At 36.5% G+C, this 6242-nt stretch carries 9 protein-coding genes; 1 reads left to right on the forward strand and 8 read right to left on the reverse strand.

What is annotated here, in order from left to right:
* Positions 1–215: 215 nt before the first annotated feature.
* The 6 genes from ACKVDP_RS13445 to ACKVDP_RS13470 all read right to left on the reverse strand — a co-directional run bounded on the left by ACKVDP_RS13445 (position 216) and on the right by ACKVDP_RS13470 (position 4840).
* Positions 216–1649, reverse strand: a complete 1434-nt coding sequence (locus ACKVDP_RS13445) for an RNA-binding domain-containing protein (RefSeq protein WP_409229412.1) — start codon at positions 1647–1649, stop codon at positions 216–218.
* Between the two features lie 98 nt (positions 1650–1747).
* Positions 1748–2023, reverse strand: coding sequence for a DUF2238 domain-containing protein (locus ACKVDP_RS13450; RefSeq protein ID WP_409229414.1), 276 nt, complete (start codon positions 2021–2023; stop codon positions 1748–1750).
* A gap of 95 nt (positions 2024–2118) precedes the next feature.
* Positions 2119–2589 carry an RNA-guided endonuclease TnpB family protein gene (locus ACKVDP_RS13455; RefSeq protein WP_409229421.1) on the reverse strand — a complete coding sequence of 157 codons (471 nt, stop codon included), beginning with the start codon at positions 2587–2589 and terminating at the stop codon, positions 2119–2121.
* Positions 2514–3200 (reverse strand): RNA-guided endonuclease TnpB family protein, encoded by a 687-nt coding sequence (locus tag ACKVDP_RS13460; RefSeq protein ID WP_409229415.1) that lies wholly within the window; start codon positions 3198–3200, stop codon positions 2514–2516. Before ACKVDP_RS13460 ends, ACKVDP_RS13455 begins: the two co-directional genes overlap by 76 nt.
* A gap of 83 nt (positions 3201–3283) precedes the next feature.
* The gene (locus ACKVDP_RS13465) at positions 3284–3727 is read right to left on the reverse strand and encodes a DUF2238 domain-containing protein (protein WP_409229416.1); all 444 of its coding nucleotides are present in this window, start codon (positions 3725–3727) and stop codon (positions 3284–3286) included.
* 363 nt (positions 3728–4090) lie between these two features.
* Positions 4091–4840, reverse strand: a complete 750-nt coding sequence (locus ACKVDP_RS13470; protein WP_409229417.1) for a YecA family protein — start codon at positions 4838–4840, stop codon at positions 4091–4093.
* A gap of 283 nt (positions 4841–5123) precedes the next feature.
* Here ACKVDP_RS13470 and ACKVDP_RS13475 point away from each other — a divergent pair, with 283 nt between their 5' ends.
* Positions 5124–5309, forward strand: a complete 186-nt coding sequence (locus ACKVDP_RS13475; RefSeq protein WP_409229418.1) for a hypothetical protein — start codon at positions 5124–5126, stop codon at positions 5307–5309.
* Between the two features lie 132 nt (positions 5310–5441).
* Here the strand turns inward: ACKVDP_RS13475 and ACKVDP_RS13480 are convergent, their stop codons facing one another.
* Both ACKVDP_RS13480 and ACKVDP_RS13485 read right to left on the reverse strand, forming a co-directional pair.
* Positions 5442–5657 carry a hypothetical protein gene (locus tag ACKVDP_RS13480; protein WP_409229419.1) on the reverse strand — a complete coding sequence of 72 codons (216 nt, stop codon included), beginning with the start codon at positions 5655–5657 and terminating at the stop codon, positions 5442–5444.
* A 65-nt stretch (positions 5658–5722) separates the two neighbouring features.
* Complete coding sequence (locus ACKVDP_RS13485; protein ID WP_409229420.1) at positions 5723–6088, reverse strand: sugar phosphate nucleotidyltransferase; 366 nt, start codon at positions 6086–6088, stop codon at positions 5723–5725.
* Positions 6089–6242: the final 154 nt, after the last annotated feature.

Genomic DNA, 6242 nt, shown 5'->3' on the forward strand with positions numbered 1-6242 from the left:
TGTAACATATATTGATTTTAATATACCATTATTTGTGTTATATTTCAACTTATATTGTTATATTAGTTTTTTTGTATCAGCTCGACTAGATACAGTTTTTGATATTTTGAACAAAAAATACCAAAAGTCACAAAATTGGCATTTTGTGACTTTGGCAAACTTTTGTTTGGTTTTAATAATTAAACATTTTATATTATCTACATTTATACGTATATCTACCTATCTGAGTAATACTTTTGATTTGGACTTGTTGGTTTATCAGGCATTGTGAGATTCAAAAGATTCCCTTTAATTAGTGGTTTCAATATACTGTTAGCAAAATATTTCCTATCTTTCAATCCCAAAAACTCCTGAATTTCTTTTCTACTTCTTGGCTCTTTGCAGAATTCCAGGATTAACTCCGTTCGCTTATCCTCCGAATCAGTTTCAGCTTGAGGTGTAGCTTGAGGGCTTGCTTGAGGGCTTGCTTGAGGGGTCAATGGTATAACTGTCTTAAACACATCTCCCTCATTGAATTCAGGTTCTGCTCCAGAGTAGATCTTATTATACTTGTATATATTTCTAACCCCTGAGCCAAGCTCATCTACCCAACCAATTTCTTTGAAGAATTTTGCTATTGTTGGGTTCTTAGGATAAGGAGAATAATTATTTGGGTCAATGATTCCGTTTCCATGTGGTTTATTGCTGTTCTCAATATAAACCCTATTCGTCTCAATAATTAGTTTTGCAGGAAAAGGATTCGAGAATTCTCTATGAATCAGTAAATTTGAGATTGCTTCCCTGAAAATCTTATCTCTCAAGCTAACTCTTTGATCACCCTCAAGATAAAACTTATCATTGAGGTGTTTTGAAATGAATTGCATTAGTCTTTCATAACTTCTTAGAAGATTAACTCTAATATCATCCCTATCATCATACCGATCAAGATTCTCTCTTCTCAATATTGCGTCTGTCCTATAGTGCGGAAGCGCTGTTTGTATCATCAGTTCGCTGCCAAAAATCAGGATGCCTGCGAGAGTAATACCTTGCTTACCTGTACTCTGGTCCTTCAAATACATCCCAGCGCTTTTCAACAGATCAATATTATCCATCGATACCCAAGGATGACCAGGTCTTAAGTTTCCAACAGTTTTCCTAACTCTTGTAAATAAATCACCTTCTAGCTCATCCATGTCAGCGTAAGGAAAAATTCTATTTTCAGTATAAGTACTTTGTTTTCTAGTATACAGTTTGGAGACCAATGTGGTATTGTCAGTAATATTAAAATCTCCATCCTCATTCCTGTCAAATATTTTACCCTTATATCTATGAACTTGTGAACTTTCAGGAATGTTTATGTGTAAAACTGTCTTCCCATCAATTTCATAATCTTCTACATTCAAATAAAAGGTTGGATTCAATATCAGTGGGTTGTTAATGGAAGAAACAAAATTCTTCTTGAGTAATTCTACTGAGTCCTTTTCTACACCTACAATTTCACCATTATCTTTGACACCCAGTAGTAAGTGACCACCATGGCGATTCAAAAAAGCACATACGGATTCATATACATCTTTGTTTAGTTTATTCTTACTTTCCTTAAATTCAATTGTTATACATTCACCTTTATTAATGAGGCTTTCCAAATTCTCAATCTTAACTGTTTGCATGTTCTTCTCTCCTAATATTTTAGAAATTTACCCGGACTACTTGTAAACTGCAATTAATGTTTATAGAATTTCACTAATAAAACTATTTCTTGACGGAACTAAGATCTTTCTTCAGAAATATCCCTAATCCTCTTATCATGAGTCTTCCCCAAAGTCACCAAAGCCAGTGCTGCGCCTATAAAAGCCAATAGCATATCCTTTTGAGTATCCAGATAATCCCCTTGAAGAGAAAGTACATATCTTGCAGGCAGATTAGAAATTACAACTGCAAAGAACTCCAAAAGCTCCCAAGCTGCGCTTATGGCCAGTACAAATGCAAAAATAGTAACTTGAACACTCTCGCCACTTATAGAAGTGGGAGATTCCTGATTCATAGTCTTGTGCCTCCTTAGGTAGCAAGGTCTTATTTAAGACTCCACAGGCTTAAAATCGGGTGGTTCCAGCACCCTAACATATAGTGGCAAAAGGCTTATGAAGCTATCCTTAAGCCTTCGGCTTTAATGTTTTTAGCTGCATTTTCATCTCTATGATGAAATGCACCACAATGAGGACATTCCCATGTCCTTACATGTAGCTTCTTTGTATTTTGGTTAATATAGCCACAATTTGAACATAGCTGACTACTTGGGAAAAAGCTATCTACTTGGACATAGTTTCTTCCGTACCAAGAAGACTTGTATTCAAGCATATTAAGAAAGATGCCCCAAGATGCATCAGCTATAGATTTGTATAATCGTCTGTTTTTAATCATGTTCTTAGGTTTTAATCCTTCTACAACGATAGTTTGGTTTTCGGCTACTATTGTAGTGGATAGTTTATGCAGGAAATCCTTTCTGGTATTTGCAATTTTCTCGTGAAGAAGCGCTACTTGAAGCCTAACTTTTTCATAATTTTGAGAGCCTTTCTTTTCTTGGAAAGTCTCCTTTGAGCTTTGGCTAATTGCCGTTCATATTTTCTAAAGTGTTTAGGATTAGGTACTACTAAGCCTTCCGAAGTTACTAAGTAGTCTTTTAAGCCTAAGTCGATGCCAATTTCGCCAGAAGATGAGGGCATGGTCTCAATCTCAGTATCAACACAAATCGATATGTAGAATTTATTTGTGTTGGTCCTTGAGATGGTAACATTAAGAATTCTGCCTTCAACTTCTCTGGATTTAGCAAATTTCACTAGGCCTAGCTTTGGCAGTTTTATGTAATTATCTGTAATTTGGATATTGTTATTTACCATTTGACAACGAAAGCTCTGCTTAGGGTTTCGCTTGCTTTTAAATTTAGGAAAACCTCCTAACTTTTTAAAAAAGTGAGCAAAGGATTTGTCTAGATCCTTTAGTGTTTGTTGTAGAGATGTAGATTCCACTTCTTTCAAAAATGGATATGCTTTTTTAAGCAAGGGAAGAGCCTTTGCATATTGACTGTAGTTTAAGTATCCATCACTTTTAGCTAATGCTAAAAAATGATTGTAGATGAATCTGCTACATCCAATATTTTTGTTAATTGAATCAGCCTGTTCAGTTGTTGGGTATATTCTATATTTATATGCTCTGTTCATCATACTCAACTCCTTGATATGAGTATATCACAGTTAGCTTAGTCGAACAAGTGTTTTGTAGGGAGACCTGGTAATTCGTCTCCTACCTACAGAGGAAGGAGTATTCTTACCAAGAGATTTTGATAAAAGAATTTGCTCTTCTTGAAATATCCCTTCCTAAGCAGAAACTCCCTTGCAACTATAGCAGGCACAAACCCTTGGGCCAGATACCCCAAACGATCATAGTAATTTCTAGAAAAATCAAATGTCTCTTTCAGTTCCTCGAATAATGGATTGTGAGTATAAGTATATTTTGCACCGATTAGAAGTATCACAATATGAATGAAAACAAGTACATAAGCAAAATAGGTGAATCTAAATTTCTTGTGGGTTGCAATCAAAGTTCCTGCATAAATTATCGCTGGAATTGTAAGCATGGTCCATGCAAAATAATCCTGGGCATTTATGGCCGACCAAATCAATACAATGATGAGCGCCAATACTAAGCGTTGTTCCCTATAATAATCTTCGCTTCTATCCTTTGAGTTCATCTTATTGCTCCTCGCTCATACTTTCATAAACTTTGTTTGTGTTAAATTAAAACTGTACCACCAGTGGCGCGGATTTCCATTGACAAATACATGAACCATGATTTTCACATTATCACCCACTCAAACCTAGTCAAATTATTGTAAATTTGAATTGGAAATAATTTATGAGATTGAAAATCATCTTAGGTGATGCTTAGGTGAAGCTTAGGTGATGACCTCTGGTAATAACTTAAGCAATCATCTAAGCCAATCTCAATGTTAGTTGCTTTTCATTTATCTATTTAATCAATTTATACTCCTGCTTTTGAGATCGGTACAAGTGGCCCACCCACACGGAAACAGGTCCACATTCTACACCCCAAGCTAATTGGACTCATCTTTACCCAGACAGCACTTCTTGTATTTCTTCCCACTGCCACAGGGACATGGATCATTCCTGCCTATCTTCTTCCTGGTCTTCATATCAATTACATTGGTTGCACTAAAATCAAATGGTACCTCGGGCAGTGGTCTAATGTTTGGCTTCTCAAACTTCTCGAATATCTCCATTGGGGTATGACCATTGTTCTCCCAAATCCTGGTATTGTTTGAAAGCTCCATTACAAGCTTCATTACCTCATTAAGCTGCTCAATGCTCTTGAAGTCGACCTTGAAGTGGTCGAAGTTGTCCATGACATACTTCATAGAACTTCCAATCTGGCAAGATCCTTGAATCTCTTCAACCAGCTCCTGAGCTCTATCTCGATCTTTGATGAGATTATCACTTACATAGTCCAGAAGATCATCAAACTCTTCTGTTACCTCATAGTAAAAGTCATCAGTATATTTTAGGAGCTCTTCCTTTTCTGGTATGTAGTATGGCTTACCAGCCTTCTTACTCATCAAAGAATCGAATTCATCAAACTCCACCACAGCATCATGGACAAAATGACCCCTATATGAATAGACAAATGCCTCAGCTAGATTCTCAGGAAAGTTGTCAAGAATGTCGTTGACCTCTTCAATACTTATCTGCTCATCGTTCTGGCTATTATAGATATCTTTAAGAATCTCTGCTGGAACAATACCATATAGGTTGGTCAGGGCTACGATATAACTCTCAAATAAATTCATCTTCGATTACTCCCCCTTGGTTTAGAAATAACTGTTGCTATTGTTGGATATCTAGCTCTACCAAGCACATCCAATCCTCTCCTTCTAGGAACTCGTGCTCCTCTACTACATTTTACCAAAATGGCCGGGTAAAGAATCAACTATTCTTAATAAAAAAGAAAAACCCTCGAGGAATTTATCAGATATATTTCATCTGTCACAATTGAGCCATAATTTTTGTATATAAACTATATATGGCAATAAGAGCCTGTTCAAACAACAAAATATCCCAAGGATGAATAAATTGAAAAAGTTTATATCATTATCAGCACTAAGTTTATTAATTTTGCTATCATCAAGCACAACATTTGCAGCAAACAATGTCTCCAGAATGGCAACAACAAAGGGCGGACTTCTAATAGCGCAGTGTGCCCAGGAAATGAATCTGGGAATATCTGAATGCCTGCAAATGACCGAGTGCATACACTAATACAAACCCTTAGATCTAAACAGCTCCTCACCATGTGTGAGGGGCTGTTTAGTTTACTCTCTCCATTTCTTCTTGTGTAAATCCATTGTTTGCTTCAATCATAATGTTGAATGTTTCTCCTTGTTCATCTAACTACCCAAATAGATAATCATCCAAATCTTGCAAAGCCTCTTTAAGCTCAGGATTTTTCTCACTACTGATCATTTTCTCTAAAAAAATCGCATCGCAGTCATCTGCTTCTTCTTCCATGGTATATGACAGTTCCAATAATTCTCTTAACTGCTCACTTTTCTTGGATTTATGGTTCATACAGTATTCTTCAATTACTATCCTCGAGTATTCTTCCATTTCATAATCCCTCCGATTGTTTCAAGCCATATAAGGCTTGCGAGCGGTGACTCACCAATAATAATCTATTTATTTATCCTTTCCTTCTCCACCTCAATAACCTTTTCAAGATAATTCAAGAAATCTTCCCTTAGATCTTCCCTGTTCAGGGCAAACTCAACTGTGGCTTCAAGAAATCCAAGCTTGTTCCCAACATCATATCTCTTACCCTCAAACACATAGGCATACATTGCCTCTCTCTGGGAAAGTATCTTTAAGGCATCAGTAAGCTGTATCTCACCCTTCTTACCAGGCTCTGTCTCTTCAATAGCCTCCATGATGGCAGGGTTGATGATATACCTTCCAAGAATGGCAATATTTGAAGGTGCATCCTCAACACTTGGCTTTTCAACTGAGTATTCCGGACTACTTTGAGCCATCAGTCCGATCAAACTGAGCCACTATTCCGTTTTAATCAGAGCCACTGTTCCGGACCGTGAGCCACTACTATAACTATTTTCTCGATATAATGTACTTATGCATCTATTAGATGTAAATACATTATCAAGGAGGTCAATAATGACCAATTATCGAGAGATTCTAAGA

This window comes from Gudongella ferriphila, from assembly GCF_046224405.1.
Classification (GTDB): Bacteria; Bacillota; Clostridia; order Tissierellales; family Tissierellaceae; genus Gudongella.